22 protein-coding genes and 2 pseudogenes are annotated in these 25,251 nt (G+C 62.4%); 14 read left to right on the plus strand and 10 right to left on the minus strand.

Going from position 1 to position 25,251, the window contains the following annotated elements:
• Positions 1-99: 99 nt before the first annotated feature.
• Together phnA and BPRO_RS23465 are read right to left on the minus strand one after the other, a co-directional pair.
• Entirely contained in the window at positions 100-1,341 is a 1,242-nt protein-coding gene (phnA, locus tag BPRO_RS23460; RefSeq protein ID WP_011485562.1) for a phosphonoacetate hydrolase, read from the minus strand.
• Entirely contained in the window at positions 1,328-2,122 is a 795-nt protein-coding gene (locus BPRO_RS23465; RefSeq protein WP_157045859.1) for a phosphonate utilization associated transcriptional regulator, read from the minus strand. The genes phnA and BPRO_RS23465 overlap by 14 nt, the downstream gene beginning before the upstream one ends.
• Before the next feature lie 188 nt (positions 2,123-2,310).
• Here BPRO_RS23465 and BPRO_RS23470 point away from each other — a divergent pair, with 188 nt between their 5' ends.
• The 10 genes from BPRO_RS23470 (at position 2,311) to BPRO_RS23515 (ending at position 14,326) form a co-directional block, all read left to right on the plus strand.
• The gene (locus tag BPRO_RS23470) at positions 2,311-3,360 is read left to right on the plus strand and encodes a putative 2-aminoethylphosphonate ABC transporter substrate-binding protein (protein WP_011485564.1); all 1,050 of its coding nucleotides are present in this window, start codon (positions 2,311-2,313) and stop codon (positions 3,358-3,360) included.
• 214 nt (positions 3,361-3,574) lie between these two features.
• Complete coding sequence (locus BPRO_RS23475) at positions 3,575-4,627, plus strand: putative 2-aminoethylphosphonate ABC transporter ATP-binding protein (protein WP_011485565.1); 1,053 nt, start codon at positions 3,575-3,577, stop codon at positions 4,625-4,627.
• Positions 4,627-6,333: a putative 2-aminoethylphosphonate ABC transporter permease subunit gene (locus tag BPRO_RS23480; RefSeq protein WP_011485566.1), complete on the plus strand. Its 1,707-nt coding sequence runs from the start codon at positions 4,627-4,629 to the stop codon at positions 6,331-6,333. Before BPRO_RS23475 ends, BPRO_RS23480 begins: the two co-directional genes overlap by 1 nt.
• 366 nt (positions 6,334-6,699) lie before the next feature.
• Positions 6,700-7,818, plus strand: a complete 1,119-nt coding sequence (locus BPRO_RS23485; RefSeq protein WP_011485567.1) for a 2-aminoethylphosphonate--pyruvate transaminase — start codon at positions 6,700-6,702, stop codon at positions 7,816-7,818.
• Positions 7,819-7,855: 37 nt separating this feature from the next.
• Complete coding sequence (locus BPRO_RS23490) at positions 7,856-9,238, plus strand: glutamine synthetase family protein (protein WP_011485568.1); 1,383 nt, start codon at positions 7,856-7,858, stop codon at positions 9,236-9,238.
• A gap of 11 nt (positions 9,239-9,249) precedes the next feature.
• Positions 9,250-9,810 carry a GNAT family N-acetyltransferase gene (locus BPRO_RS23495; protein WP_041390200.1) on the plus strand — a complete coding sequence of 187 codons (561 nt, stop codon included), beginning with the start codon at positions 9,250-9,252 and terminating at the stop codon, positions 9,808-9,810.
• The gene (locus BPRO_RS23500) at positions 9,807-10,940 is read left to right on the plus strand and encodes an iron-containing alcohol dehydrogenase (protein WP_011485570.1); all 1,134 of its coding nucleotides are present in this window, start codon (positions 9,807-9,809) and stop codon (positions 10,938-10,940) included. Before BPRO_RS23495 ends, BPRO_RS23500 begins: the two co-directional genes overlap by 4 nt.
• A 217-nt stretch (positions 10,941-11,157) precedes the next feature.
• The gene (locus BPRO_RS23505; RefSeq protein WP_011485571.1) at positions 11,158-11,976 is read left to right on the plus strand and encodes a gamma-glutamyl-gamma-aminobutyrate hydrolase family protein; all 819 of its coding nucleotides are present in this window, start codon (positions 11,158-11,160) and stop codon (positions 11,974-11,976) included.
• Entirely contained in the window at positions 11,973-13,346 is a 1,374-nt protein-coding gene (locus BPRO_RS23510) for an aldehyde dehydrogenase family protein (protein WP_011485572.1), read from the plus strand. The genes BPRO_RS23505 and BPRO_RS23510 overlap by 4 nt, the downstream gene beginning before the upstream one ends.
• A gap of 311 nt (positions 13,347-13,657) precedes the next feature.
• Positions 13,658-14,326, plus strand: coding sequence for an HAD family hydrolase (locus tag BPRO_RS23515; protein ID WP_011485573.1), 669 nt, complete (start codon positions 13,658-13,660; stop codon positions 14,324-14,326).
• 156 nt (positions 14,327-14,482) lie between these two features.
• Here the strand turns inward: BPRO_RS23515 and BPRO_RS23520 are convergent.
• Positions 14,483-14,842, minus strand: a pseudogene (locus BPRO_RS23520) (Bug family tripartite tricarboxylate transporter substrate binding protein); the annotation flags it as partial.
• 49 nt (positions 14,843-14,891) lie between these two features.
• Between BPRO_RS23520 and BPRO_RS23530 the strand changes: the two are divergent.
• Positions 14,892-16,099 (plus strand): IS3 family transposase gene (locus BPRO_RS23530; RefSeq protein WP_232291426.1). Its coding sequence is split into 2 segments (ribosomal slippage): positions 14,892-15,177 and positions 15,177-16,099, totalling 1,209 coding nucleotides; the frame shifts between segments, so codons are not numbered across the junction.
• A gap of 7 nt (positions 16,100-16,106) precedes the next feature.
• On the opposite strand, the pseudogene BPRO_RS23535 reads toward BPRO_RS23530, so the two are convergent.
• The 3 genes and pseudogenes from BPRO_RS23535 to BPRO_RS23545 all read right to left on the minus strand — a co-directional run.
• Positions 16,107-16,724: pseudogene (locus BPRO_RS23535) on the minus strand (Bug family tripartite tricarboxylate transporter substrate binding protein); the annotation flags it as partial.
• A gap of 46 nt (positions 16,725-16,770) precedes the next feature.
• Entirely contained in the window at positions 16,771-17,574 is an 804-nt protein-coding gene (locus tag BPRO_RS23540; RefSeq protein ID WP_011485575.1) for an enoyl-CoA hydratase-related protein, read from the minus strand.
• A 9-nt stretch (positions 17,575-17,583) separates the two neighbouring features.
• Positions 17,584-18,237 (minus strand): enoyl-CoA hydratase-related protein, encoded by a 654-nt coding sequence (locus tag BPRO_RS23545; RefSeq protein WP_081430555.1) that lies wholly within the window; start codon positions 18,235-18,237, stop codon positions 17,584-17,586.
• 13 nt (positions 18,238-18,250) lie between these two features.
• Between BPRO_RS23545 and BPRO_RS23550 the strand changes: the two genes are divergently transcribed.
• A complete protein-coding gene (locus BPRO_RS23550; RefSeq protein WP_232291454.1) occupies positions 18,251-18,976 on the plus strand; it encodes a CaiB/BaiF CoA transferase family protein in 726 nt (241 codons plus the stop codon).
• Complete coding sequence (locus BPRO_RS28785; protein WP_041389043.1) at positions 18,973-19,161, plus strand: hypothetical protein; 189 nt, start codon at positions 18,973-18,975, stop codon at positions 19,159-19,161. Before BPRO_RS23550 ends, BPRO_RS28785 begins: the two co-directional genes overlap by 4 nt.
• Here BPRO_RS28785 and BPRO_RS23560 read toward each other — a convergent pair.
• From BPRO_RS23560 to BPRO_RS23575, 4 genes are all read right to left on the minus strand, one after another.
• A complete protein-coding gene (locus tag BPRO_RS23560) occupies positions 19,119-19,589 on the minus strand; it encodes a CaiB/BaiF CoA transferase family protein (protein WP_011485576.1) in 471 nt (156 codons plus the stop codon). The two genes, BPRO_RS28785 and BPRO_RS23560, sit on opposite strands and share 43 nt — an antisense overlap.
• Before the next feature lie 182 nt (positions 19,590-19,771).
• Positions 19,772-20,665 carry a transcriptional regulator GcvA gene (gcvA, locus tag BPRO_RS23565; protein ID WP_011485577.1) on the minus strand — a complete coding sequence of 298 codons (894 nt, stop codon included), beginning with the start codon at positions 20,663-20,665 and terminating at the stop codon, positions 19,772-19,774.
• Between the two features lie 261 nt (positions 20,666-20,926).
• The gene (locus BPRO_RS23570; RefSeq protein ID WP_011485578.1) at positions 20,927-23,905 is read right to left on the minus strand and encodes a DNA topoisomerase III; all 2,979 of its coding nucleotides are present in this window, start codon (positions 23,903-23,905) and stop codon (positions 20,927-20,929) included.
• A complete protein-coding gene (locus BPRO_RS23575) occupies positions 23,902-24,420 on the minus strand; it encodes a TlpA disulfide reductase family protein (protein WP_157045860.1) in 519 nt (172 codons plus the stop codon). The genes BPRO_RS23570 and BPRO_RS23575 overlap by 4 nt, the downstream gene beginning before the upstream one ends.
• 84 nt (positions 24,421-24,504) lie before the next feature.
• On the opposite strand from BPRO_RS23575, the gene BPRO_RS23580 reads away from it, so the two are divergent.
• Complete coding sequence (locus tag BPRO_RS23580) at positions 24,505-25,197, plus strand: SET domain-containing protein (RefSeq protein WP_011485580.1); 693 nt, start codon at positions 24,505-24,507, stop codon at positions 25,195-25,197.
• Positions 25,198-25,251 lie beyond the last annotated feature (54 nt).

The following is a 25,251-nucleotide window of genomic DNA, read 5'->3' on the forward strand; positions in this document are numbered from 1 at the left end:
GGGCAGGGGTGAGGGCGGCCGGCGCCCGAAAGACACAGGCCTTCGGATGCGGGAACCGCCCTCACCCTAACCCTCTCCCAGAGGGAGAGGGGACAGGATTCAGCCTTGCGCATAGTTCAGGGCCAGTTCAAAGGCATCGAAGTTGCGGAACCGCCGGGCACGATCCAGCCCCGGCAGCTTGCGGTTCACGATCAGCGGCACGCGCTGCTCGCTGAGGCCACCGTGCGAGCGCAGCGGCACCTCCAGTGCGGAGAGGTCGTGGCGCGACGCCGACGTGCCGATCACGGTGAAGCGCTCCGAGACGGCCACGAGGTCGCCAATGCGGTCAGCCGGCAACTCAAAGCGCCGGGCGGCCTGTTCGCGGGTCAGCACGACTTCCATGCCCTTGAGCTGCGCCAGGCGTTCGCAGGCTGCGGCCACGTCCACACCATCCGGCAGGTAGACCGTGGCAAACGAGCCGAGCGCGCCATGGTGCATGACATACGGGTCGGTGATGGGCAGGATCACGCGCGCTTTCGCCGTGCCCAGCCAGGCGTCAAACCAGTCCTGCAGATAGATCACGTCGGGTGTGCCGTCCAGGGCGACCTTGGCATTCATGCCGTGGTCGGCGGTCAGCACGATCACGCAGCCCAGCGCATCCAGCTGGGCCAGGTAGCCGTCCATCATGCGGTAAAACGCGTTGGCGCCGTCGGTACCCGGCGCATGCTTGTGCTGCACATAGTCGGTGGTCGACAGGTACATCACGTCGGGGTGGTATTTCTGCATGATCTTCACGCCGGCGGCAAATACAAACTCGGACAGGTCTGCGCTGTAGACGTCCGGCAGCGGCCGCCCCACCAGCCCCAGCACGTCCTCAATCCCGTTTTCCGCCAGCGTCACCTGGTCGGCCTTCTCGGACGAAAAGCAGATGCCCTTCATCTGGTGGCCGAGCAGCTTGCGCAGCTTGTCCTTGGCCGTCACCACCACCAGCGACTGGCCCGCATCGGCCAGCGCGGCGAGCAGCGTGGGCGCGCGCAGCCACTTGGGGTCGTTCATCATGACCTCCGTGCCGGTTGCGGTGTCGAACAGGTAGTTGCCGCAAATGCCGTGCACGCTGGGCGGCGCGCCGGTGACGATGGACAGGTTGTTGGGATTGGTGAAGCTGGGCACCACGCAGTCGGCCATCAGGCCCGAACCCAGCGCGAGCGTGCGCTGCAACCAGGGCATGTGGCCCGTGGCGACGGCCTGGGCCAGGTAATCGGGCTCGCAGCCGTCGACGCACACCACCACCGTGGGCTGCGTCGGCAGCGCGTACGACCGGCCGTTCACATGCAGTTCAGCACGAACCTTATCGGTTACCACGTTTGGGCCTTTCTTTTTCGGTGCCCGGCGCGTCGGGCAGATGGATGGCCCTGGCCGCGCCCTGCCCCGCGCCCGTACCCGCGCCGCCACCCTGCAGCCGTGCCTGACGCCGCAAATCGTTTTCGATCGTGCGTTCCTTGCTTTCGATCACATGGTCGAACATGGCACGACCGGCAATATCCGCGTCGCCCGAGGCGATGGCCTTGACGATCTGCCGGTGCTCACTGGCCGAAATGGGCATGAGCCAGCCGTCGGCCAGGTTGAGACGGCGAAACAGCGACAACTCCTTGATCAGCTTGCGGTAAATCGCCGTGAGCTTGCGGTTGCCGGCCATCTCGACCAGCCGGTCGTGGAACTTGAGGTTCAGCAGGTGGTAGTTGTAGGCGTCTTCGGCCTTCACCGCCTTTTCCATCTCGTCGACCAGGCCCTTGATTTCCTTGAGCTGCGCCGGCGTGATGTTCCTGGCGAGCTGGCGGCCCACCAACTCGTCCATCGCCGCGCGCAGGTCAAAAATCTCTACCGCCTCGTCGATCGGTATGTCGCGCACAAAGACGCCGCGGTTTTTTTCGTTGCGCACCAGCCCCGCTTCCTCCAGCATGCGAAAGGCTTCACGCACCGGCCCGCGAGAGACACCCATCTTCTCGGCCAACGCCGCTTCAATCAGCTTGCTACCGGGTTCGTACTCGCCGACAAGAATGGCCCGCTCGATTTCCTGCTGCACTACCGTGGTGAGGGAACTGTTTTGGAGGAGCGCGATGGTGGGGTGAAAGACTGCATTCATGCCCTGCATTGAAGCACAAAACAAAAAAATGTCAACAATCTGCAAAAAACAATTGACAAGTAAAAAGGGTCGGCGTCCAATTCACCCGAGCTGGATCGATATGGCCTGAGCGCAGGTTGCGCCGTCACATGTCATCCCGCTGACACGATCAGGTCACAACATGGCAGGTTTTTCACAAAGGACGATGTATGCAGCTGGCTCTCCATTTCAAACCCCTCGGCAAGGCACTCGCCGCAGCAGGCCTGCTGGCCATCGCCGCGTCTGCCTCGGCGCAAAAAGCCCAGTTGCTGGTCTATACCGCCCTGGAAACCGACCAGCTCAAGGCCTACCAGGAAGGCTTCAACAAGGCGCATCCCGACATCGACATCAAGTGGGTGCGCGACTCGACCGGCGTGATCACCGCCAAGCTGCTCGCTGAAAAAGCCAACCCCCAGGCCGACGCGGTGATGGGCGTGGCGGCTTCCAGCCTGGCCCTGCTGGACAAGCAGGGCATGCTCGAGCCCTATGCGCCGCTCAACCTCGACGGCATCATGAGCCAGTACCGCGACAAGAAAAAAGTCCCGGCCTGGTTCGGCATGGACGTGTGGGGCGCCACCATCTGTTTCAACACGGTCGAAGCCCAGAAAAAGAACCTCCCCAAGCCCGAAACCTGGCAGGACCTCACCAAGCCCATCTACAAGGGCCAGATCGTCATGCCCAACCCCGCCTCCAGCGGCACGGGTTATTTCGACGTGACCGCCTGGCTCACGCTGTTTGGCGACAAGGACGGCAAGGGCGGTGGCTGGAAATACATGGATGGCCTGCATGAAAACATTGCGCAGTACACCCACTCCGGCTCCAAGCCCTGCAACATGGCTGCCGCCGGTGAGTTCCTGATGGGCATCTCGTTTGAATACCGCGGCAACGCCAACAAGGCCAAGGGCGCCCCCATCGACCTGGTCTTCCCGAAAGAGGGCCTGGGCTGGGACCTGGAGGCGTTTGCCATCCACAAGGGCACCAAAAAACTGGATGCCGCCAAAAAACTGGCCGACTGGGCTTCCAGCAAGGACGCCATGATGCTGTACGGCAAGAACTTCGCCATCACGGCGCAGCCCGGCCTGGCGCCGCCACTGGCCAACGTGCCCAAGGACTATGAAGCGCGCCTCGTGAAGATGGATTTCACCTGGGCCGCCGACAACCGCGAACGCATCCTGAACGAATGGACCCGGCGCTATAACAGCAAAACAGAGAAGAAGTGACACCCCTGTCTCGGCTCACTGCGTGTAGCCGGAACCCCCTCAAGGGGGCAACAGCTGTGGCCCGGCAGAGCCGGTTCCACGCTGTTTTGAGTTTCCCCCGTCTCGGCTCACTGCGTGTAGCCGGATCCCCCTCAAGGGGCAACACCTGCGGCCCGGCAAAGCCGGTTCCGCGGTGTTACTGGAAAGGTAATTTTTTGCGACGGTACTCCCACGAATGACCCACGACATTTTTCTTGCGCTGCGCCATATCCGCAAGGAATTCGGCGGTTTTACTGCGCTCCAGGACATCAACCTGGATATCCGCAAGGGTGAGTTCATCTGTTTCCTCGGGCCATCCGGCTGTGGCAAGACCACCTTGCTGCGCATCATTGCCGGCCTGGAAGTGCAGACCGCCGGCGAAGTGCACCAGGGCGGCCGCGACATTTCCCGCCTGCCGCCCGCGCTGCGCGACTACGGCATCGTGTTCCAGAGTTATGCGCTGTTTCCCAACCTCACGGTGGCCGACAACGTCGCCTATGGCCTGGTCAACCGCAAGACCCCGCGGGCCGAAGCCGCCAGACGGGTGAGCGAGCTGGTCAGGCTGGTGGGACTGCCGGGCAGCGAGGCCAAATACCCCAGCCAGCTGTCGGGCGGCCAGCAACAGCGCATTGCGCTGGCGCGGGCCCTGGCCACCTCACCGGGCCTGTTGCTGCTGGACGAGCCCCTGTCGGCCCTGGACGCGCTGGAACGCGTGCGGCTGCGCCAGGAGATCCGGGCACTGCAGCAAAAGCTGGGCGTGACCACCATCATGGTGACGCACGACCAGGAAGAAGCCCTCAGCGTGGCCGACCGCATTGTCGTGATGAACCAGGGGTTCATCGAGCAGGTAGGCACGCCGATGGAGATTTACCGCGAGCCGGCCTCGCCCTTCGTGGCCGATTTTGTCGGCAAGGTCAATGTGCTGCCGGCCCGTGTCAGCGGTGGCGAAATGAGGTTTGGCGCGCTCTGCCTGCCCTGCGATGGCGCCGACCGCGACGTCAAGGTCTACCTGCGGCCCGAGGACGTGCTGGCCCGTCCCATTGCGGAGGGCGACGCCCATGTGTTCAACGCCACCATCGAGAAAATCGAGTTTCTCGGGTCTTTTTGCCACGTGCATGTGACATCCCCCGCGCTGGACAAGCACAAGCTCACGGTGTACCTTTCGCTCAACTTCCTGTCCGAGCAGTCGCTGCAGATCGGCTCGACCCTGCCCCTGCGGCTGCTGCCCGAACGCATCAAGGTGTTTTGATGCCCCTGTCCACCGCCGCCAAACTCCCGCTGGTCAGGCAGCGCGTGCACTGGATTGACCACCTGGCCTACGCCGCACTGGCGCTGGTGGCGGTTATTTTGATAGCGTTTCTCGCGGCGCCGCTGATCACCATCCTGCAGCAGGCCGTGCAAGACAAGGCCGGCGATTTCGTCTGGTTGGACAACTTCATTGACTACGCGAAGACCCCGGCGCTGCTGGAAAGCCTGTGGAACAGCATCTGGGTGTCCGTCGCCGTCACCGTGATCACCGTGCCGCTGGCTTTCGGCTTTGCCTATGCGCTGGCGCGCTCGTGCATGCCTTACAAGGCGCTGTTTCGCGGCATCACGCTGATCCCGCTGCTGGCCCCGTCGCTGCTGTCGGCCATTTCCCTGATTTACTGGTTCGGCAACCAGGGCGTGCTCAAGGGCTGGTTGCAAGGCCTGGGGATAGAGCAGATCTACGGCGCGCCCGGCATCGTGATTGCGGAATGCTTTGCCGTGTTCCCGCACGCGCTGATGATTCTGCTCACCGCGCTGAGCCTGGCGGATGCACGGCTGTATGAGGCGGCCAATGCCATGGGCACCAGCGCCCGCCGCAAGTTCTTCACCATCACGCTGCCGGGCGCCAAGTACGGCCTGATCTCGGCGGCCCTCGTCACCTTCACCCTGGTCATCACCGACTTCGGCATTCCCAAGGTCATCGGCGGCAACTTCAATGTGCTGGCCACCGACGTCTTCAAGCTGGTGATCGGCCAGCAGGACTTTGCCAAGGGCGCCGTGGTGGCGATTTTGCTGCTCGCACCGGCCGTGCTGACCTTCGCCGTCGACAACTACGTGAGCAAGCGGCAGACCGCGATGCTCACCGCGCGTGCGGTGCCCTACCGCCCCACGCCCGCGCGCGGCTACGACGCCCTCATGACGCTGTATTGCTGCGCGATCGCCTTGCTGGTGCTGGCCATGCTGGCCATGGCCGTGTTTGCCTCGTTCGCCAGCTTCTGGCCCTACAACCTCACACCCAGCCTGCGCCACTACACGCTGGGCCTGGTCGATGCGGAAGTGGGCGTGGGTTTCATCAACAGCCTGAAGATGTCGGCCGGCACGGCCCTCTTCGGCACGGCGCTGGTCTTTTGCACCGCCTACCTGCTGGAAAAAACCAAGGGCATGGACAGCCTGCGCGGCTTCGTGCGCATGCTGGCCATGCTGCCCATGGCCGTGCCCGGCCTGGTGCTGGGCCTGGGCTATATCTTCTTTTTCAATGCGCCAGACAATCCCCTGGGCGGCCTGTACCACACGCTGACCCTGCTCACGCTGTGCACCATCGTGCATTTCTACACCACCGGCCACCTCACCGCGGTGACGGCGCTAAAGAGCCTGGACAGCGAATTCGAGGCGGTCAGCGCCTCGCTCAAGGTGCCGTTCTTCAAGACCTTCTGGCGCGTGACCTTGCCCATCTGCACGCCGGCGCTGGTGGACATTGCGCGCTACTTCTTCATCAACGCCATGACCACCATTTCGGCCGTGGTGTTTTTGTATTCACCCGAAACCAAGGTGGCGTCGATTGCCATCCTGAACCTGGACGAAGCCGGCGAAATGGGCGCTGCTGCGGCCATGGCCGTGCTGATTGGTATTGCGTCAACCATCGCCACCCTGCTGTTCATGGCCCTTGCCTGGTGGATCAACCACCGTACGCAAGCATGGAGGAAATAGTGCCCCCACGCTTTTCACTTCGTGTAATGCGCTGCCCCCCGAGGGGGCGCTGCGCCTGCGGTCTGGCGGAGCCAGTCCCGCGGCCCCTGCTGGTGAAGACCACTATCCCCCACGCTCGCTCTGTGCGTGTAGCTCCCTGCCCCCCGAGGGGGCGCTGCGCCTGCGGTCTGGCGGAGCCAGTCCCGCGGCCCCTGCTGGTGAAGACCACTATCCCCCACGCTCGCTCTGTGCGTGTAGCTCCCTGCCCCCGAGGGGGCGCTGCGCCTGCGGTCTGGCGGAGCCAGTCCCGCGGCCCCTGCTGGTGAAGACCACTATCCCCCACGTTCTCTCATTGCCTGAGGTCAACACTGGAACCGAAAGTTAGAAATGGACAGAGACAAAATCCTCCTCACTCCCGGCCCCCTCACCACCACGCTGCGCACCAAGCTGGCCATGCTGAAGGACTGGGGCTCGTGGGACACCGACTTCAACGCCGTGACGGCCAGCGTGCGGCGCAGCCTGCTGGACATCATTCATGGCCACGATTCGCATGTGGTGGTGCCGTTGCAGGGCAGCGGCACCTTCAGCGTCGAAGCCGCCGTCGCCACCCTGGTGCCGCATGACGGCCATGTGCTGGTGCTGGACAACGGTGCCTATTGCAAACGTGCGGTGCGGCTCACCCAACTGATGGGCCGCCGCTGCACCGTGCTGCCGTTCGACGAGGCGGCGCCGGTGTCTGCCGCCGCGCTGGCCGACCAGCTCAAGGCCGATGCCAGCATCAGCCATGTGATCCTGATCCACTGCGAAACCGGCGCCGGCGTGCTCAACCCGCTGCAGGAAGTGGCCGACGTGTGCGCCGCCCACGGCAAGGGTTTGATCGTCGATGCCATGAGCTCCTTTGCCGCGCTGGAAATCGACGCGCGCAAGGTGCGCTTCGACGCGCTGGTGGCGGCCAGCGGCAAATGCCTGGAAGGCGTGCCCGGCATGGGCTTTGTCTTTATCCGCAAGGCCATCCTGGAGGGCTGCGCCGGCCGCAGCCAGTCGCTGGCCATGGACCTGTACGACCAGTACATCTACATGGAGAAGACCACGCAATGGCGTTTCACGCCCCCCACGCACGTCGTGGTAGCGCTGGCCGAGGCGATTGCCCAGTTCGAGGAGGAGGGCGGCCAGCCCGCCCGCCTGGCGCGCTACCAGCGCAACTACAGCACGCTCATCACCGGCATGGCCCGGCTCGGCTTCAGGCCCTTTCTGGATCCGGCCATCCAGGCGCCCATCATCGTGACCTTTCACGCGCCGGCCGATAGCCGCTATGAATTCAAGAGGTTCTATGCCTCCGCGCGCGAACGCGGCTTTGTCCTATACCCCGGCAAACTCACCCAGGTGGAAACTTTCCGTGTAGGCTGTATTGGTGCGATCGGCCCGCGGGAAATGGAGCAGGCGGTCCATGCGATCGCCGGGGCGCTGCAGGACATGGGCATTTCCTCCGCCGCGCCAGCGCATTGAGCGCACTGAACGCACCGATAAAAAACCAGGAGTCAGCATGGCCAGCAAAGCATCCGGCAAGACCCACCCCGCTGTAGAGGCGGTTCGGAAATCAGGTGCGACCAAGGTCAAGGTGGCCGTCAGCGACATCGACGGCGTCCTGCGCGGCAAGTACCTGCACCGCGACAAGTTTCTGGGCACCGCCGAGCCCTACCCGGCGGGCGGCTTCGGCTTTTGCGACGTGGTGCTGGGCTGGGACATGACGGACAGCTGCTACGACAACACCACGGTCACCGGCTGGCAGCACGGCTTTCCCGATGCGCTGGCCAGGCTGGACCTGAACACCGCGCGCCATGTGCCCTGGGACGATGGCGTGCCCTTCTTTCTCGGCGAATTCGTCAACGCGGACGGCACACCGCATGCCGTCTGCCCGCGCCAGACGCTCAAGCGCGTGCTCAAGCGCGCCGAAAAAATGGGCTTCATGGTGATGACCGGCATGGAATTCGAGTGGTTCAATTTCCTGGAGACACCGCACAGCTGGGCCGCCAAAAAAGGCGTCGGGCCGGAGCAGCTGACGCCTGGCATGTTTGGCTATTCGGTGCTGCGCATGAACCAGAACCGCGAATTCTTCAAGGCCATCATGGATGAGATGCTGGCCTTTGACATCCCGATTGAAGGCCTGCACACCGAGACCGGGCCCGGCGTGTACGAGGCGGCTATCGGCTTCAGCGAAGCGCTGGCGCAGGCCGACCGCGCCATCCTGTTCAAGACCGGCACCCGGGAAATCGGTGCCCGCTTTGGCATCATGCCCAGCTTCATGGCCAAGCCCAACCAGCACCTACCCGGCTGCAGCGGGCATATCCACCAGAGCCTGTCCGACGGCAAAAACAACCTGTTCTACGACGCGAAAAACCCGCGCAAGATGAGCAAGCTGTTTGAAAGCTACGTGGCCGGGCAGGTCGCCTGCATGATGGATTTCGGCCCGATGATCTGGCCCACCATCAACAGCTACAAGCGCCTGGTCGACGGTTTCTGGGCGCCGGTCAAACCCACCTGGGGCATGGACAACCGCACCGCCAGCTTCCGCGTGATTGCCGGCAGCCCCAAGGCCACGCGGCTGGAAACCCGCTGCCCGGGCGCCGACGTGAACCCCTACCTCGCCATGGCGGCCGTGATTGCGGCCGGGCTGGACGGCGTTGAAAAAGGTCTCAAACTCACGACCCCGCCCATCACCGGCACCAACCAGGGCGCCGAGCACATTGCGCGCGCACCGCGCACCCTGATCGAAACCACCCGCATCTTCCAGCAGTCCAGCATTGCCCGCGACTGGCTGGGCGATACCTTTGTCGACCACTTCGCCGCTACCCGCGACTGGGAATGGCGGCAATGGCTTGACGGGGTGACCGACTGGGAATTAAAACGCTACTTCGAGATCATCTAGGCATGGCAGGCATGGAAATTCGACCACTTGAAATCTCCGATGCACCGGTCTACCGGGCCTTTCGGCTGCGCGGCCTGCGCGAGCACCCCGATGCCTTCACGTCGAGTTTTGAGGAAGAAACCCTGCGCCCCCTGGCCGACACCGAAAAACGGCTGGCCGCCAGCACCAGCGAAAAACTCTGGGGTGCTTTTGCAGACGGCGACCGGTCCGTCATGGCCGGCATGGTGGGGCTCAGCCGTGAAACCCGCCTGAAAAACCGCCACAAGGCCTCATTGGTGAGCATGTATGTGGCGGAGGAATACAGCGGCCAGGGTTTGGGCCGCGCACTGGTCGACACCGTGCTGCGAGCGGCAAAAACCTGGGGCGTGGAACTCGTCATCCTCACCGTCACTGACAGCAACCGGCAGGCCGTGGCGCTCTACGAAAGCGCCGGCTTTTCGTCCTTCGGCACGGAGCCCGACGCGATACGGGTCAACGGCAGCAGTCTGGGCAAAACCCATATGTACCGCCGGCTCACGCCCTCCCGACCTTCCCAACCCGCCTGGCCCTCCTTGACATCCGGACTCCCATGACCATCACCAGCTTTTCCTTTCCCACCGCCATCAAATTCGGCCCCGGCGCCCGCAAGCTGGTGGCCGAAACCCTGCTGGCGGCCGGCTGCAAGCGCCCGCTCATCGTGACCGACAAGGCCCTGGCGGCCCTGCCGGTGCTGGCCGAGTTCAGGACGCACCTGGCGGGGCTGGAGGTGGCGGTGTTCTCGGGTGTGTTCGGCAACCCGACCTGCAGCCAGGTGATGGATGGCGCGGCGGCCTACAAGGCGCACCGGGCCGACTGCGTGATCGGCTTTGGCGGCGGCGCGGCGCTGGACGTGGCCAAGGTGGTGGGCGTCGCGGCCACCCATGAGGGCGACATCCTCGAATACGTGTGGGACCATCCGCAGGTGCGCGCCATCACGGGCGAGCTGCCTTACTTCGTCGCCCTGCCCACCACGTCCGGCACCGGCTCCGAAGTCGGCCGCTCCAGCGTGGTCAGCGAAAACGACACCCACTTGAAACGCGTGGTGTTCAGCCCCAAAATCCTGGCCAAGGTGGTGTTTGCCGACCCCGAACTCACCTTGGGCCTGCCACCGCATGTGACCGCCGCCACCGGCATGGACGCGCTCACCCACAACATCGAAAGCTACCTGTCGCCCGCCTACCATCCGCTGTGCGACGGCATTGCGCTCGAAGGCACGCGCATCGCTGCCCGGGCCCTGCTCACCGCGGTGAAAGAGCCGGGCAACCTGCAGGCTAGAGGCGACATGATGATGGCCTCGATGATGGGCGCGATTGCCTTCCAGAAAGACCTGGGCGCCGTGCACTCATGTGCGCATGCGCTGGGCGCGGTGTGCGACCTGCACCATGGCCTGGCCAACGCGCTGATGATAGACACGGTGCTGGCCTGGAACTACGAAGCCGCACCGGCCAAATTTGACGAGCTGGCCCATGTCTGCGGCGTGGCCGGCGGCGGCCAGGCCTTTGTGCCTTGGCTGAAGGCGCTGAAGGCCAGCATCGGCATCACCGGCCCGCTATCGGCCCACGGCGTCAAGCGTGAACACCTGCCACGGCTGGTGGAAATCGCCACCGCCGACATTTGCCACCAGACCAATCCGCGACCGTGCAAGGCTGAGGACTTCCAGAAGTTATTCGAGGCAGCGTTATGAACGCCGGTATAACAACTCCCGCGATGGAGTCCACACTTCCAGCAGGGGCCGCGGAACCGGCTTTGCCGGGCCGCAGGCGCAGCGCCCCCGAGGGGCTGGAGCCTGCGGCTCCAAAGCTGCTTGAGCAGCTTTGGACAGGCGACAGAGGCGACGCGTCTCGCGAGCCGCGGCCTGCAAGGCCTCGCGCAGTACGCGAAGCGACAAGCGTGGGGGCCACATGACCGCCGCCAGCCGACTCAAGATTGGTCTGTCGGCCTGTTTCTCGCATGCCGACCCGGGCCGTTCCTTCTTCACCGGCAAGACCCTGCAGTATGTGGAGCAGTCCATCGCGCACTGGCTGATGTCCTCGGGCGCCATGGTCGTGATGGTGCCCTGCCCCACCGGCAGCACCCAGCGCGGCGACGTGACCTACGAGCATTACGCCCAGTGGCTGGACGGCCTGGTGCTGCATGGCGGCGCCGACGTCTGGCCCGGCAGCTATGGCGAGGCGCCGATGGAAGACAGATGGTCCGGCGACCGGGTACGCGACGAATACGACAAGGCGCTGGTCACCGCCTTCGAAACCATCGGCAAGCCCATCTTTGGCGTGTGCCGCGGCCTGCAGCTGCTCAATGTGGCTTTCGGCGGAACGCTCTACCAGGACATCCAGACCCAGGTGCCCGAATCCTTTCTTCACCGCGATGCCGCGACCTACGACCAGAATTTCCATAGCGTGGACATCGTGCCGGGTACCCGGCTTTCCGCGCTGTACCCGGGCGTGGAGCGGGTGCGCGTCAACAGCATCCACCACCAAGGCATCAAGGAGCTGTCGCCCGAATTTGAAGTCGAGGCCTACAGTGTCGGCGACGGCATTGTGGAAGCCATACGCCGCAAGGACCCCTCCAAAAGCTATATCGCCGCGCTGCAGTGGCATCCCGAATTCCACCAGCCCGGCTCCGAAACGATTGACGACGCCGCCGTGCTCGAAGACTTCCTGTCGGCCGTCGCTGCCGCCAAACACAACCATCACAACCATTCCCGAAAAAGCAGGCCATGACGCAGATCCCCGTCCACAACCCCGCAACCGGCGCCCTGATCACGGACCTGCCGGCCGATGACGCCGTCTCGGTGGCCACCAAGGCACAGCAGGCACGCGCCGCACAGCCTGGCTGGGCCCGGGTGCCACTGGCCGAACGCAAGGCCTGCATCACGCGGTTTCGCGCCGGCATCGTGGCCGAACTGGAGGCGCTCGCCACGACCATGACGCGCGAAACCGGCAAGCCCGTCAAGATGTCGCGCAGCGAACTCAACGGTTTGTTGCGGCGCATCGACTTCTTCCTGGCAGAACTCGATGCGGTCACCGCCACACAGACCGTCTACAACGAAGGCGGCATGACCGAGCAGATCGAGCACACGCCGCTCGGCGTGGTGGCCAATATCTCGGCCTGGAACTACCCCTGGTTCGTCGGCGGCAATGTGTTCATCCCCGCCCTGCTCACGGGCAATGCCGTGCTCTACAAGCCTTCCGAGTACGCCGCCATGACGGGCCTGGCCATCGCACGCCTGCTGCACGCCGCCGGCGTGCCGGCCGACGTGTTTGTGCCGCTGATCGGTGGCGGCGCCGTCGGCGCGGCCCTGCTGGAGCAGAAGGTCGACGGCGTCTTCTTCACCGGCTCCTACGCGACCGGCGCGCGGATTGCCCGTGCCATGGGCCCGCGCATGGTGAAGCTGCAGCTGGAGCTGGGCGGCAAGGACCCAACCTATGTCTGCGACGACGCCGATCCGCGCACCGCCGCGGAGTCGCTGGCGGACGGCGCGATGTACAACACCGGGCAGAGCTGCTGCTCGGTCGAGCGCATTTACGTGCACGAAAAGATTTACGACGCCTTCGTGGCCGCCTTCGTCGACACGGTCAAGACCTTCAAGGTCGGCGACCCGATGGCCGAGGACACCTACATCGGCGCCATCACGCGGGCACCCCAGCTGGATGTGCTGGACGCACAGGTGCGTGACGCCAAGGCCAAAGGCGCCACGCTGCTGGCCGGCGGCCAGCGCCTGCCGGGCCCTGGTAACTGGTACGCCCCCACCGTGTTTGCCAACGTCAACCACGGCATGGAGCTGATGCGGGAGGAAAGTTTCGGCCCCATCATCGGCATCCAGAAAGTGGCCGGCGACGAGGAGGCCGTCAGGCTCATGAACGACACGCGCTACGGCCTGACCGCGGGCGTTTTCAGTCCGGACGAGGCACGGGCCAGGGCACTGCTGGCGCAGGTGAATGCCGGCAGCGTCTACTGGAACTGCTGTGACCGCGTGAGCCCGCGCCTGCCCTGGAGCGGCTACGGCGACTCGGGCGTCGGCCTGACGCTGTCCACCTATGGCATCCAGACCTTCACCCGCCCCAAGGCCTGGCACCTGCGCCAACCCTAGAAATATGGCCCCCACGCTTGTCGCTTCGCGTACTACGCTGCCCCCCGAGGGGGCCGCTGCGCCTGCGGCCCGGCAAAGCCGGTTCCGCGGCCCCTGTTGGGTTAAGACCTCACCTTACCTTGATACCCCTCCACGCCTGTCGCTTCGCGTACTACGCTGCCCCCCGAGGGGGCCGCTGCGCCTGCGGCCCGGCAAAGCCGGTTCCGCGGCCCCTGTTGGGTTAAGACCTCACCTTACCTTGATATGCCCCCCGCGCCTGTCGCTTTGCAAACCACGCCGCTCGCCGGGGGCGGCCCATCGGGAGACTCACCATGCGCCTGACCCTTTTCGACCTCGACCACACGCTGCTCAACGGTGACAGCGATGTACTCTGGTGCGACTTCCTGATGGAAAAAGGCGTGCTCGACAAAGCGCATTTTGCGGCGCGCAATGCCGACATCGAAGCGCGCTACAAGGCCGGCACGGTGGACCTGAAGGAGTTTGCCGATTTTTATGTGGGAACACTGGCCGGGCGCACCGCGCGGGAATGGGAACCGATGCGGCAGGAATTCCTGTCGGAATGGATTGTGCCGCGCATCACGCCGCAGGCCGTCGCACTGGTCGACAAGCACCTGGAAGCCGGCGACCTGGTCGTCATGACCACGGCCACCAACCGCTTCCTCACCGAGCTGACGGCCATCTACCTGGACATCGAGCACCTGATTGCCACCGAGCCCGAAGTGCATGACAGCCGCTTTACCGGCAACACCACCGGTACGCTGAACATGCGCGCCGGCAAGGTCACGCGCCTGCATGACTGGCTCACGGCACGTGGCCTGCGCTTCAAGGACTACAAGACCACCGCGTACAGCGACTCCATCAATGACCTGCCGTTGCTGGAAGCGGTGAAGCACCCGGTGACGGTGAACGCCGACGCCCAGCTGGCCGCCATCGCGGCCCAGCGGGGCTGGTCAACGCTGAACCTGCGCCCTATCGGGTGAGACTGCCCCAAGAAGCCTGCTCAAGCATCAAATACGGCTCCAGCCCACTCAATACGGGCGCAAGAAGCCATCAAAGGGGTTCTTGCAAAGACGGAATCAGCGGGCAGGTAATCTCAAGCAAAAACAGACGTTTCAACACTACGCAGCCGGGAGCGTTCACTCGGGCTCGATGTTCGCTGCTTGAATGACCTTGCCCCACTTTTGCGCCTCAAGGAACTGAAATCGTGAAAGTTCCTCAGGCGTGGTGGTCCAAGACTCGGTGCCTGAAGTGCTAAAGAACGACTTGGCCTGAGCGCTGTTGACCGCGTCCACCAGGAGCTCACGCAGGCGACCTGCCACAGCCGGTGGTGTTGCCGCGGGGACATAGGCCGCGAACCAATAGCCTATGTCATAGCCCTTGATGCCCGCCTCTTCGATCGTGGGAACACTTGGGAGCACGGAAAGCCGCCTTGCGGTGGAGACCCCCAAAGGTCGAAGCTTGCCTGCTTCAATCTGAGGCAAGCCAGTAACTGTATTGTGGTGGTCTAATTTAAACAGACACAACGATAGGTTTTTTCAAACCTAAATGGCGCAAGACGTGAAAAATCAGAAATCCCGAAGAACCTTTGATGCGAGCTTCAAGCTCCAGGTGGTTCAGATGATCAAAGCTCAAGGACTGAGCATCGGCCAGGTCTGCAAGGACATGAATCTGGGGGAAAGCGCCGTCAGACGCTGGCTCACTCAGTTTGAAGCCGAGCAATCGGGCCAGAGTGGCATTGGCAAACCCATCACGGCAGAGCAACAGCGCATTCGTCAGCTGGAGTGCGAGAACAGGCAACTGCGAGGCGATGTCGAAATCTTAAAAAAAGCGTCGGCCTTCTTTGCCCGCGAACTCAAATGAGCTACCAGCTCGTTGAGGACTTGCAAAAGAAGGCTACCCCCCAAGTGCCCGTTAGCCAGACGTGCCGAATTCTCGAAATTAGCCGCTCCGGCTACTACGCGGCGCGTAAGCGCAGCCAGCAGGCACCCGTGGTGTGCGCAGCCAGCGTTCATTTGCAAGCCGCTTTCGCGGCCAGTGGCCGCGCTTACGGTAGCCGCAGATTGCGTGCTGCGCTGCACGCACGAGGCGTGACCGTGGGACGTCACCGGGTACGTAGCCTCATGCGTGCCCATGGGCTGCGCTCGGTCTGGAGGCGCAAGTTTGTGCACACCACGAACAGCAAGCACGGTCTGGCCGTCTCGCCGAACGTGCTGGACCGGCAGTTCGAGCAAACGGCACCTGATCGGGCTTGGGTTTGCGACATTACCTATATTCGCACGCGTAGTGGCTGGCTGTATCTGGCTGCAGTGCTGGACTTGCATTCGCGCAGGATCGTGGGCTGGGCTACTGCTGGAGATATGCAGGCTACGCTGGTGACGACGGCCTTGCAGATAGCCATTGCGCAGCGCAATCCCAGTCCTGGGCTAATCGTGCACTCAGACAGGGGCACGCAGTACGCGAGTAGCGCGCATCAGGCGCTGCTGAAAAAGCATGGGCTGGTAGGTAGCATGAGCCGAAAAGGCAACTGCTGGGATAACGCTGTGATGGAGCGTTTCTTCCTGAATTTGAAAATGGAACGGGTCTGGCAAAAAGACTACGCAAATCACAGTGAGGCCACAAACGACGTTGCTGACTACATCGTCGGCTTCTACAACTGTGAACGACTGCATTCAAAACTGGGCAATTTGTCACCCATTGCCTTCGAGCAAAAATCGGCAACTCAACAACCTATCGATGTGTCCGAAATAACTTGACCACCACAGTATCGATCACCATAAGGTCGATCTGGCCACCCAGGAGATCCGTCATTGCGTTGGGGTTACTTTTGTAGGGCACGTAGAGAATGTCCGTTTTACTCAACTGCTTAAACATCTCTCCTGCTACGCGGCTCGATGAATTTCCGGCGCCAAAGGTGAGCTTTCCCGGCTCCTTGCGCGCCAGGGCAACAAGGTCCGAGACGGTCTTGAGAGGAGACGCGGCCCGCACGACCAGTACCTGCCCGCCCCGGCCCAAAGCCGTTAGCGGGCGAAAGTCTTTCACTGGGTCATAGGGAAGCTTTTTGTAAAGGTGCAGATTCGCTGCCTGAGTCGTATTCGTGGTAATCAATACGGTGTAGCCATCAGGTGCGGCCTTCGCCACAGCCTGCGCTGCAATTATTCCGCTCGCACCAGCTTTGTTTTCGACGATTACCGGCTGCTTCGAGCGCTCCGTAACAGCCATTCCCAGCGCGCGGGCCAACTGATCCGTCGCACTGCCTGCGGAAAACGGAATGACGAATGTCACGGGCTTGTCTGGATAGTTGGTAGCCTGAGAAAATACGGGGCCCGCCAATGTGGCGATGGCCAAGGCGATTGCGGTAGTGCGGCGCGTCAATTTCATTTGGAGGTCTCCTGTGTCAAAGTTAGTGCGATTCAAGTGGTAGAAATCAGCTCTTTGGGGCAGCTTCCAGAAAGCGGTTCACGGCTCCCTTATGTTCTTCCCCACAAAGCAGGATCGCTTGCATGGAGGCTGCCAGTTCCAGAGCGGACGACAGGTCTGAACTGGCCGACGCCCGCACGAGTTGCTTGGCCATCCGAAGAGCGGTAGGGGGCGAGGACGCGATCCTTTCGGCCATTTCCGCGACGACTTGGTCAAGTTGCGCATCAGCAACGACTTTGGAGACGATCCCGTGCCTGAGCGCCGACTCGGCGTCCAGGAACTCACTCGTCAGCGTCATTTCCATGGCTTTCGAGGGACCAACAAGCCGGGTCAAAAACCAGGCGCCTCCGATGCCGGAAACCAGGCCAAGCCTGAGGAAGCTTTCCGCAAACTGGGCCCGTTCACTGGCGATCCTGATGTCACACATCAAGGCCAGGTCGCATCCCGCACCGATGGCCATCCCGTTGACGGCGGCAATCGTGGGAACTTCCACGGAATGCATCGCGCGTGTAATCCTGTGCAAGGTCGAGCGTAGCTTTTCACGGACATCCGCAACGGAGCCCTCCATGAGATCTTTGCCATCGCGCATATCCTTGACATTGCCACCCGTGCAGAAGTGCTTGCCGGTGCTTCTTAAAACAATGGAGTTCACTGCGGGCCAACCGTTGGCTTTCTCCAGGGCGTCTGCCAATTGGTCGGTCATAGCCACGGTGAGGGCGTTTCCCGCGGCAGGCGCGTCCATGGAAATCACAAGTACTGCGCCGCGCACTTCAGTGCGCACGAGGATGGGTGTTGTTTCGGTAGTTGTCATCAAATTGCCTCAGGTGTTGGTAAATGCAGGAGATCGCCTGGCCAGAAACGCGGCCATGCCTTCTTTCTGGTCTGACAAAGAGAAGCCGGCGTGAAAGAGACGGCGCTCGAACAGAAGCCCTTCAGCCAGAGATGATTCGAAAGAACGGTTCACGGCTTCTTTGATCGCGATCGCGACCGGTGAGGATTGCGACGCGACGGTCCTCGCGAGAATCAGCGCTTCGTCAAAGACCTTCTCCGCAGCAACCACGCGAGAGACAAGACCTGCCGCGTAGGCCCTCGCAGCGGTTATTGTTCCTCCAGTGAGGCACATTTCCATGGCCAGGGACTTTCCCACTGCGCGTGGCAGCCTCTGGGTCCCACCGGCGCCTGGCACGATGCCGAGCCTGATTTCAGGTTGGCCAAAAACTGCGGAGTCCGCTGCAACAACGATGTCGCACATCATCGCAAGCTCGCACCCGCCGCCCATGGCGAAACCACTCACTGCCGCAATGATCGGCTTGCGGTGGAGACGGATGCATTCCCAATTTCGTCCGATGTAGTCTGTCTTAAAGGCTTCGGCATATTCCATGCGGGACATGGCAACGATGTCGGCGCCGGCCGCAAACGCCTTATCTGAGCCGCGGATCGGCGAGCCTGACTCAGCGCCGTCCAAGGTGTCCATTCCAATTGCCGATATGGCCACCGGCTACCTGGCGACCATCACCATACTGGCCGCGCTCCAGCAAGTGTCACGGACACAGCTGGGGCAGCAACTGGACGTCAGTCTTTACAACTCGACGCTGATGCTGCAGCAAGTGGGTTTGTCGTCCTATTTCGCCACAGGCGAAGAGCCAGAGAAGTGCGGCAGCGCTGCCCCCTACGCAGCGCCCAATGAAGCATTTCCGACCCAAGACGGCTGGGTCATGGTTGCGGCATACCAGCCGCAGCGGTGGAGGAAACTTTGTGAAATGCTGGGTCTGGAAGGGCTTGCGTCGGATGAAAGATTTGCCAGTAATTCCCTGCGCGTGGCGAATCGGGCCGAGCTGAACGAGGTATTGGGTGCAGCTTTCAAGACGCGTACGACGCACACCTGGATTGGCACGCTGAGCGCACTCGACATTCTCTGCGCGCCCATCGCCACGTATCGGGAGGTCACGCGCTCGGCGCAGTATCGTCAAAGCGGCGTCGAAACCTATGTAGATCATCCGGTCGCTGGCCGGGTTCGAATGCCCGCATTTTCGATTGGCGATGCCCAGACAGCAGCAATGCCAAACTTGCCGCCTCCTCTCTTGGGCGAGCACTCGGCGACAGTATTGGCGGAGTATGGGCTTACGGCGGAAGAGATTGACACTCTTGTTTCACGCGGCGTAGTCAAGACTACAAGCCTGCCTATGCCAGACCTGGTTGGAGCCCGCTCATGACACGCCAGCATGTTGTGATGGAAGTCTTGCAAGAGGTGGCAGTCCTGACCTTAACCGGGCTCAACTCCCTCAATCCGCTCACGGACGAGCTGGTGGATGCGCTTGGCGATGCGCTCAAAAGCATCGAGGCCGATCCACTGCTTCATGTCACGGTGAGCGTACTCATCAAGCCCGTGACAGCCTGAATGACTCCATCAACGCCGGGCTTGTCCCGTTGGGGCCCCGTTTGTCCATAAGCGGAAATAGAGCAATAAATGATTCGCGGATTCGCCTCGGCAATGTCTTCATAAGCCAGCCCGAATCTCTGCATGACGCCCGGGCGAAAGCTTTCAATGATCACGTCCGCGCAGCTGGCCATGCGTAATACGGCATCGCGCCCCGCCGGGTCCTTGAGGTTGACGGCCAGACCGCGCTTGTTCCGGTTCACACTGAGTGCGACAACGCTTTCCCCGTTGAGCCACGGAGGGCCAATGGCTCGACCCAGCTCGCCCTCGGGGGATTCGATCTTGACGACGTCCGCGCCCAGATCCCCGAGCAGCATGCCGCAAACGGGACCGGCCACGACATGGGAAAAGTCGAGGACACGGATTTTCTTGAGACTGTCTCTCAGCATTCTGCGGCACCTTTACCCTGCTGCCTTTGACAGTCAGGGAGTAAGTTAAGTAGGTGCTAAGAATAGACAGTCAGGCACGCCATCACAAACGAGTTTTCTTGCGCTGAGGATTGACTTTTTGTTAACCACCTCGCGCCTGCTGCTGTAGTAACCGGCGAAAGTGAGAGCCGACCTCGGTGCAGTCAAACGTCTCCAATCACAGAGGCAAGCCACTGGGTGAATGCACGAAGCGCGTCAGACTCCGGTTTGGTGCTCGGCCACACAAAGTAGTACGTGTGTGCGCCACGATCCAGCACGAAATCGAAGGGCATGATGAGGGCACCCTCAGCAAGATCCCTTTCTACCAAGGCTTTCTGTGCGATCGCTACTCCGTGCCCTTCGGCTGCCGCTTGATAAGCGAGCAACGACGTCTCGTATTTCATTCCACGGTAGGCGTTGACGTCGGCGCTGCCTACAGCCTTGAGCCAGGAATGCCAGTCATCCGGGCGAGCCATTGAATGCAAAAGGGTTTCGTTGCCAAGCTGAGACGGCTTGGTCAGTTTGGTTTGGCCCGACTTTACGCGTGGGGCCATCACCGGGGTGAGCTCATTACGCACCAGGCGTTGCAGCTTGACTTTCGGCCAGTCCCCCCCTCCCAACTCGACTCCGGCGTCAATTTCTTCCCGCTCGAAGTTCAGGGGTGCAGGTGACGTGGAGAGCTGTACGTCAATGTCCGGATGCGCTTGGTGAAACGTAGCCAGACGGGGAATCAGCCAGCGGACCGCAAAGGTTGCAGGGGATCTGATCTTCAACACGTGCCGGCGATATGCGCCCCCCATCGCAATGTTCGTAGCCTCGCGCAAGGAAAGGAAGAGTGGGTGGATGTCTGAGAGATAGCGGGCGCCTGCCACAGTGAGTTCCAGGCCACCGGCAAGCCTCTTGAACAGGAGAACGCCGAGAAAATCCTCCAGCGCCTTGATCTGTCGGCTTACCGCCGCCGGCGTGACGTAGAGCTCTTGCGCAGCCTTGGAAACACTTAGGAGTCGGCCGGCGACCTCGAATGCTTTTAGCGGATTAAGCGGCGGCAGCGGATTCATTGGAGGGTTTTGGAGCAGTGGAAGTTTGAGCCGCCCGGTTTCAGACGTTTGCACGATAGACCGGCCCTCATTCGACCATGCACAAGCAGGAGGCCCGTCTGTTTGAATTCCTCGTCAGCACTTTCAAGGGGCAGCGCATTCAGCCTCAGTGGGCTATTTGACCTGGGTAGCTGCGAATTTTCTGCATCAAATAGGGCTACAACCCAATCAGCACGGGCAAAAACAGCTATCAAAACAATAGCGTTTGCAGCTTCACCAGCGTCAGCTCAAATGCTTGCCCACAATCCCGGCCAGTTCGAACATCGTCACCTGCGGCTTGCCGAACACCGGCAGCAGCTTGGCGTCGGCATTGATGGCGCGCTTGTTGGCGGCGTCCTGCAGGCCCTCGGCCTTGATGTAGTCCCACAGCTTCTTGATCACCTGGGTGCGAGCCACCGGTTCGGCGCCAATCACCGCGGCGAGCGAGTCGCTGGGCTTGAGGCCGGCCCCCGGCTTTGGAGTCGCGGCCTTGCGCGCCACCTTGGGTGCGGCCGTCTTGGCCGGCGCCTTTTTGGCGGCGACCTTTTTGGCCGCAGCTTTCTTCGCCGCCGGCGCCGCATCGCCCGCGGCCCCTTTGGCCGCCACCGTCTTGCCGAATGGCGTCTTCACGACCCCCGTCTTGGCGGCCGCCGGTTTGCGCGGCGGGAACTTGGACGGCGCGAACTCGAAGTTCACCTTGTCGGCCTCCTTGTCCCAGGCCAGCATGGCCTTGAACGGGCGGCGCGTGCGCATCGAGACAAACTTGTCCAGCAGGTCGGTCTTGCCGGTTTCCAGCAGCTTGTGCATTTGCTCGCGCTCGATGGGCTGCTGCAGAATCACCTGGCCGGTCTTGAAGGTGCAACTCGGCGTGGGCTGTTCCAGCGTGGGCACGGACTTTTCGCAGACGTAGTTCTTGCCGAGCTCGAACACCCGGGCGGCGCAGCGCGGGCAGGGGCCCAGCGACTGCTGATCGCCGAAGTCCACAATCTCGCCGGTCTCGCCGTTCTTGTCGTCACCAAAATCAAATTCGAGCTTGTAGTTCTTCGTTTCCTCGTCGAACTTGATCACCATCTCGGCGGTGAAGGGCCAGCCCGCCTTGGAGCGGAACCCCTCCAGCGGCCCGATCTTGCGGTCACGCAGGAACTGCTCGACCTCGGCCGTTTCAAAGGTGCGGCCGGCCGGCGTCTTGCCGAAGGAAAAGCCGCAACCATCGCCGCCGTTTTTGCCGGTGCAGGTGTAGCGGCGGTAGTTCTCCTTCACCACGCCGCCGCAATTGGGGCAGGGCGTTTGCAGCGTCGTGTAGTCGCCCGGGATGGTGTCCTTGTCGTAGCCCTTGGCCTTGTTGACCAGGTTTTCCGTCATGGCGGCAATTTCGGCCATGAAGGTTTCGCGGCTCAGCTTGCCGTGCTCCATCTGCGCCAGCTTGTATTCCCATTCGCCGGTCAGCTCGGCTTTGGAGAGCTCTTCCACGCCCAGGCCGCGCAGCAGCGTCATGAGCTGAAAGGCCTTGGCGGTCGGGATCAGTTCGCGCCCTTCGCGCAGCATGTACTTCTCGGCAATCAGGCCCTCGATGGTGGCGGCGCGCGTAGCCGGCGTGCCCAGGCCTTTTTCCTGCATGGCTTCACGCAGCTCGTCGTCGTCTATGGTCTTGCCGGCGCCTTCCATCGCGCCCAGCAGGGTGGCTTCGCTGTAGCGTGCCGGCGGCCGGGTCTTCAGACCCTTGGCCTCGACCACCTCGGCGCGTACCATTTCACCGGGCTTGACCGGCACCAGGCTCTGGCCCTTGTCGCCGTCCTTGGCATCGGCCACTTCATCGGCCGCTTCCTTGCCGTAAATTGCCAGCCAGCCGGGCTTGACCAGCACCTTGCCTTCGGTCTTGAAACTATAGCCCACGGCCTGGGAAATACGGGTCGTGACCAGGTATTCGGCGCTCGGGTAGAACACCGCCATGAAGCGGCGCACCACCAGGTCGTACAGCTTTTGCTCGGCCTCGCTCAGCCCACTGGGCGCCTGTGTGGTTGGGATAATAGCGAAGTGATCGCTCACCTTGGCGTTATCAAAAATCCGCTTGCTGGGCTTGATGTAGTTGCCTTTGATGGCCGTGGCCGCGTGCGGCGCCAGGTGGCGCATACCGCTGTCGGCCAGCATCTCAAAGGTCTGCTTCACCACCGGCAAATAGTCTTCGGGCAGCGCGCGCGAGTCGGTACGCGGGTAGGTCAGCGCCTTGTGGCGCTCGTACAGGCTTTGCGCAATCGACAGCGTGGTCTTGGCGGAAAAGCCGAACTTGCCGTTGGCTTCGCGCTGCAGCGAGGTCAAATCGAACAGCAGGCCGGCGGCCTGCGTGGTCGGCTTGGACTCTTCCGTGACCGTGGCGGCCTTGCCGCGCACCGCCTCGGCAATGGCCAGCGCTTCGCGCTCCGACCAGACGCGGTCGGCCCGCAGCTCGGCGTCGGGCTCGGCATTGTCGGCATTCGCCGCGGCCTTTTTCCATTTCGGGTCGAACCACTTGGCCGGGTATTCGCCGGCTTCGGCCAGGAAAGATGCATGGATCTCCCAGTAGTCGCGGCTGACAAATTTGCGGATTTTCTCTTCGCGCTCCACCACCACCGACAGCGTCGGCGTCTGCACGCGGCCCACGGTGGTCAGGAAGAAGCCGCCATCGCGTGAATTGAAGGCGGTCATGGCGCGGGTGCCGTTGATGCCGACCATCCAGTCGGCCTCGGAACGCGAGCGGGCGGCATCGGCCAGGCCCTGCATCTGTTTTTCGCTGCGCAGGCTGTCAAAGCCCTCGCGGATCGCGGCCGGCGTCATGGACTGCAGCCAGAGGCGCTTGACCGGGTGCTTGCTGTTGGCGTACTGCTGGATCAGCCGGAAGATCAGCTCGCCCTCACGCCCCGCGTCGCAGGCATTGACGATGGCGCCCACGTCCTTGCGCTTGGCCAGCTTGACGATGGCGTTGAGCCGCGTCCTGGTCTTGTCAATGGGCTTGACCTCAAAGTACGGCGGAATCACCGGCAGGTTGGCAAAGCTCCACTTGCCGCGCTTCACGTCAAACTCCTCGGGCGCCTGGATCTCCACCAGGTGTCCCACGGCCGAGGTGACCAGCCACTCGTCGCTCTCGAAGTACTCGTCGTGCTTCTCGAACTTGCCCGCAGTGGGCGTGATGGCACGCACAATGTCCTGTGCCACCGAGGGTTTTTCTGCAATCACCAGAGTTTTCATAAGTACTTCTTCAAACCTTCCACATCTTCGGAGAACATCTCTCCGCTTTCCGCAAATACGACTTTTCCATTCCGCCCGGTCACCTTCATGACCACCACGACCGGCAGACCCGCCGGCTTGGGCAGCAGTTTGCCGACCTCGGGGGTCAGCATTCCCGCGGGAAAACTGTAGCCTTTGGCTTTCAGGTAGCCGGCCGCCGCTGCAGGCTGCCTGTCAATCGACAAGGCCAGCACTTCCAGTCCCTGGTCCTTTTGCGCGCGCCACAAAGCCTCTATATGAGGCGACTGCAGCGCACAAAAAGGGCACCAGCTGGCCCACCAGTACACCACAAGCACCTTGCCCTGGGCATCGGCGGGGGTCCAGCGGCGACCATCCAGCAGCGTCAGGGACGGCAAAGGCAGCGTGCTGCCCACCTTCGGCAAAGGCCCTTCCGGCTCCCTGGCCCACGCCGGCAGGCCCACGCCCGGCGCGGCCAGCGCGGCCATGGACTGAATGACGTTTCGGCGCTTCAACACAGCAGACTCCCTGAATGCATCACTACAATAACCACTTCACGCGCAGGTACGCGCGCGGGTGCGCACGCACGCCTGTGCGCGCACATGCATGAATTAACCATACCAAAAAATTACCCCGTGTCAAAAAACCAGGCCGCTGCGAGCCCTTCCGCACTTTCTTCCCTGGCGCCCGAGGGCGCGTCTGGCGCCGACGGTCGCCGCATCCAGACCCGCCGCTCCGGCGTGCACGGCAAGGGCGTGTTTGCCCTGCAGGACCTGGCCGAAGGCGAGACGCTGATTGAATACGTCGGCGAGGTCGTGACCTGGAAGGAGGCCCTGCGGCGCCACCCGCACGACCCGAAAGACCCCAACCACACCTTTTACTTTCACATCGATGAAAAGCATGTGATCGACGCCAAGTACGGCGGCAATTCCTCGCGCTGGATCAACCACAGCTGCAAGCCCAACTGCGAGGCCGACGAAGACGAGGGGCGTGTCTTCATCAAGGCGCTGCGCAACATCAAGGCCGGCGAAGAGCTGTTTTACGACTACGGCCTGATCATCGATGCCAAGTACACCAAAAAGCTGAAGGCCGAATACCCCTGCTGGTGCGGCGCCAAAAACTGCCGTGGCACGCTGCTCGCGCCCAAAGACAAGGACAACGGCAAGAACGCTGCCAAGGACAAGCCGAAGGCAAAAGACAAGGCAAGCGACAGGGCTGACGGCAAGGCCAAAGCCAAAACCAAGCTCGACAGCAAGAAATCCCAGGCCAAAAAGAACAAAAAGAAGAAGGACTGAACCGGGCAGGCGGCTTCACCGTCACCTTCCCATTTCACCACTTCACCGTCTCAC

It is taken from the genome of Polaromonas sp. JS666, from assembly GCF_000013865.1.
In the GTDB taxonomy this organism is placed as follows: domain Bacteria; phylum Pseudomonadota; class Gammaproteobacteria; order Burkholderiales; family Burkholderiaceae_C; genus Polaromonas.

Coding starts and splice junctions, on each gene's coding strand:
- BPRO_RS23475 (WP_011485565.1), top strand. CDS start 3,575: ATGACCCACGACATTTTTCTTGCGCTGCGCCATATCCGCAAGGAATTC.
- BPRO_RS23510 (WP_011485572.1), top strand. CDS start 11,973: ATGACGCAGATCCCCGTCCACAACCCCGCAACCGGCGCCCTGATCACG.
- BPRO_RS23490 (WP_011485568.1), top strand. CDS start 7,856: ATGGCCAGCAAAGCATCCGGCAAGACCCACCCCGCTGTAGAGGCGGTT.
- BPRO_RS23540 (WP_011485575.1), bottom strand. CDS start 17,574: ATGACAACTACCGAAACAACACCCATCCTCGTGCGCACTGAAGTGCGC.
- BPRO_RS28785 (WP_041389043.1), top strand. CDS start 18,973: ATGACACGCCAGCATGTTGTGATGGAAGTCTTGCAAGAGGTGGCAGTC.
- BPRO_RS23545 (WP_081430555.1), bottom strand. CDS start 18,237: ATGGACACCTTGGACGGCGCTGAGTCAGGCTCGCCGATCCGCGGCTCA.
- BPRO_RS23515 (WP_011485573.1), top strand. CDS start 13,658: ATGCGCCTGACCCTTTTCGACCTCGACCACACGCTGCTCAACGGTGAC.
- BPRO_RS23560 (WP_011485576.1), bottom strand. CDS start 19,589: ATGCTGAGAGACAGTCTCAAGAAAATCCGTGTCCTCGACTTTTCCCAT.
- BPRO_RS23570 (WP_011485578.1), bottom strand. CDS start 23,905: ATGAAAACTCTGGTGATTGCAGAAAAACCCTCGGTGGCACAGGACATT.
- BPRO_RS23470 (WP_011485564.1), top strand. CDS start 2,311: ATGCAGCTGGCTCTCCATTTCAAACCCCTCGGCAAGGCACTCGCCGCA.
- gcvA (WP_011485577.1), bottom strand. CDS start 20,665: ATGAATCCGCTGCCGCCGCTTAATCCGCTAAAAGCATTCGAGGTCGCC.
- BPRO_RS23550 (WP_232291454.1), top strand. CDS start 18,251: ATGGCCACCGGCTACCTGGCGACCATCACCATACTGGCCGCGCTCCAG.
- BPRO_RS23500 (WP_011485570.1), top strand. CDS start 9,807: ATGACCATCACCAGCTTTTCCTTTCCCACCGCCATCAAATTCGGCCCC.
- BPRO_RS23495 (WP_041390200.1), top strand. CDS start 9,250: ATGGAAATTCGACCACTTGAAATCTCCGATGCACCGGTCTACCGGGCC.
- BPRO_RS23505 (WP_011485571.1), top strand. CDS start 11,158: ATGACCGCCGCCAGCCGACTCAAGATTGGTCTGTCGGCCTGTTTCTCG.
- BPRO_RS23465 (WP_157045859.1), bottom strand. CDS start 2,122: ATGAATGCAGTCTTTCACCCCACCATCGCGCTCCTCCAAAACAGTTCC.
- BPRO_RS23480 (WP_011485566.1), top strand. CDS start 4,627: ATGCCCCTGTCCACCGCCGCCAAACTCCCGCTGGTCAGGCAGCGCGTG.
- BPRO_RS23580 (WP_011485580.1), top strand. CDS start 24,505: ATGCATGAATTAACCATACCAAAAAATTACCCCGTGTCAAAAAACCAG.
- BPRO_RS23485 (WP_011485567.1), top strand. CDS start 6,700: ATGGACAGAGACAAAATCCTCCTCACTCCCGGCCCCCTCACCACCACG.